Raw genomic sequence first — 2,383 nt, 5'->3', positions numbered from 1 at the left:
GCAGCTCAACGAGCGGCACAACAGGCTGCAGCTCAACGAGCAGCGCAACAGGCTGCAGCTCAACGAGCAGCGCAACAGGCTGCAGCTCAACGAGCATCTATACGTCGTTATTAATGGAAGAACGTTAGATAATTTATTTGGAGCTAGATAACATACAGGCCTGTTGTAAAAGGGGTCTGTTTTTGATCACAAACAATCCACCGGCTCAAAGCCAATAAAAGATCAACCAATCTTTTGATATTGATAGTGATCGCAGCCATGTATGCTTGGATTCTGTAAAAATGTGATTATCGAGGGAAATTGTCGGTTTAATTACCAGGCAAAACAGACAATGTAGGAAAAAAAGCACATCATTTTTGTTGGTTTAAGGTTCTTAGTAGGAGCTTCATTTCATATAACTATTACTCTTCCTTTTTAATCCAGAAACAACCCGTCGCACATTGTTATCAGGTTGGAATCCTTGCCGCTCCAGCTGATCATGTGCATTATCCTGCAATAGCACTTGACCTCCTCCGGTGAGCTGAACCAGATCGCATTGGGACAGGTTTCGCAAGCTGTTGTGATCTTTGGCTGGCAAGCCTTGTCTAATGCTGAAAGCGTTGGGCTTTGTGCTGCTTCTTCTATTTCCAGTGGCTGTTCCAACAGCCTCATGGCCTCCTGGAGTTCTTCTTCGATGGCTTTGTCGGTTTGGTCTTGATAGTTCATGGTTTGTCTCCTGTTCAAAATTCAGTTTTTGACGTTGGTTTTCCAAATCCAGATCAGCAAACGTAATTGGAATTTGATATTGAATAACAATTTGTAAAATAATCTTTTTAAATAGTGGAGAGCCGTTCACATCAATACAGTCACCATAACGCTGCCTTGCCATTTCCAATGCTCTTTTAAGAGCAGGAATAGATCCGCCTTTAGAAATGATAATTTCTTTTCCATTATCTCTAATAACACCGTTATCTTTTTTATAAATCTCAGTGCCTTCTTTAGTAACCGAGTCGATTGGTCCAAAATTTAAAGAAGGAAAAACCGAGTCTGCGCCTGATAGGGTGTAATCATGATTATTTTTACGATTACGATAACGCATTGCCACTAAGGCATCCTGATCGCCACCTTGTGCTTGCTGTTTCAGCCAATCAGCCCAAGTTTTATTTTGGCGGGAATCCATTAACCGGCTACGTTCCTTTTCGTAATTTTTCCTTATGTTGACAATATCATTAAGCAGCGTTTTGTTTGTATGCTGATATAGGTACTTTTTCTGCACTTTAGAAAGGTTCATTAATTTCAAAGCTGCTCGTTTAATTCGACCTCGCTTTTTCGCCTTTTCAATAAGTTTGGCTCTAGCCTTGCGCAACTGTTTGAGTTTTTCTGAAATAAAGAGTTTGTTGTGTGATTTTTCGTACTGATATTTGGTATAGAGCGCGGAACCAAGTACTTTTTTATTTAATGGCTCATAACGATAAACATTTGATGCAGGTACATTGTATTCGGAGTAGTTTGCTACGAATAAACCTAGCCTGGATTCGAGATTTTTTTTAGAAAATGCTTTGGAAATTGAACTTGCTTTAACGGTAAGTCCTTGATCATTGCAAAACACAAATCCATTGGCTTTAACACGCATTATTAATCCATGTTCTGCCAAAATACCATGAATCTCCATCCAGCTATTGGTTGCATCAATTTTTTCTTTACAGTGGAGCTTCATCCAATTGATCAGACTCTCAATACCTGAATGGTGTTCCATATCGTCAGCAAGGTTTTCTGAACGATTTTTGCAGGTCTGATGATTAGTTATTTGAAGATCTAATTCAATTTCTAGCTTGGATGCAACCTCGGCAAAGGTCTTATATACCCTGTAAGGTTCAATCATATTAAAGGTTTTGGGATGAATTTTATTAATCGCAACATGAATATGGAGATTGTCTGTGTCATGATGAACCACTGAGATTCTTTGATGCTCTTTAAATCCTATGGAAGATGTCACACTTTCTTCTATTTCCCGTAAGACTTGATCTGAAGGGCTTTCACCTGGCGCGAATGATATGAGCATATGGTAGTTTTTATCACCCGTAGCTCTCTGGTTTTTAGCCTGTGTTGCCAACACCTCTTGAACTCCCCATATAAGATCGAGACTATTACAGTTTGATAATCTGACTTTACCCACTCGCTCCTGTTTATTTTGTTGATTACACAGGTATTGAACAAGACCCGAAAAACTACTAAGTCTTGTTTTTTTCATAGGAATATGGCGAATAATCATAGTTTTTTCACCACTTCAAACATCGCATCTTGAGTAGTTTGAATACGAGTTAACAATGTTCTTATTGTTTGGAGATCAAAGTGCGCAACACGTTTATCCTGAGTCAACCATAGTTTTAACAGTCCACCAAGC

The 2,383-nt window shown here is 39.2% G+C and carries 1 protein-coding gene and 1 pseudogene; both read right to left on the bottom strand.

Features of this window, described 5'->3' with window-relative positions; translation table 11 throughout:
* Nucleotides 1-385 precede the first annotated feature (385 nt).
* Entirely contained in the window at nt 386-2,251 is a 1,866-nt protein-coding gene (traI, locus tag WA877_RS09900; RefSeq protein WP_425170754.1) for a TraI/MobA(P) family conjugative relaxase, read from the bottom strand.
* A pseudogene (locus tag WA877_RS09895) lies at nt 2,248-2,383 on the bottom strand (conjugal transfer transcriptional regulator TraJ); the annotation flags it as partial. The pseudogene WA877_RS09895 and the gene traI, both read right to left, overlap by 4 nt.

The organism is Legionella sp. (assembly GCF_049790535.1).
Classification (GTDB): Bacteria; Pseudomonadota; Gammaproteobacteria; order Legionellales; family Legionellaceae; genus Legionella.
The sequence above is the reverse complement of the archived record's forward strand: the minus strand, read 5'-3'. Positions and strand labels throughout refer to the sequence as shown.

Excerpts from the sequence above, each read along its gene's own strand:
- traI (WP_425170754.1), bottom strand. The coding sequence starts at position 2,251 with ATGATTATTCGCCATATTCCTATGAAAAAAACAAGACTTAGTAGTTTT.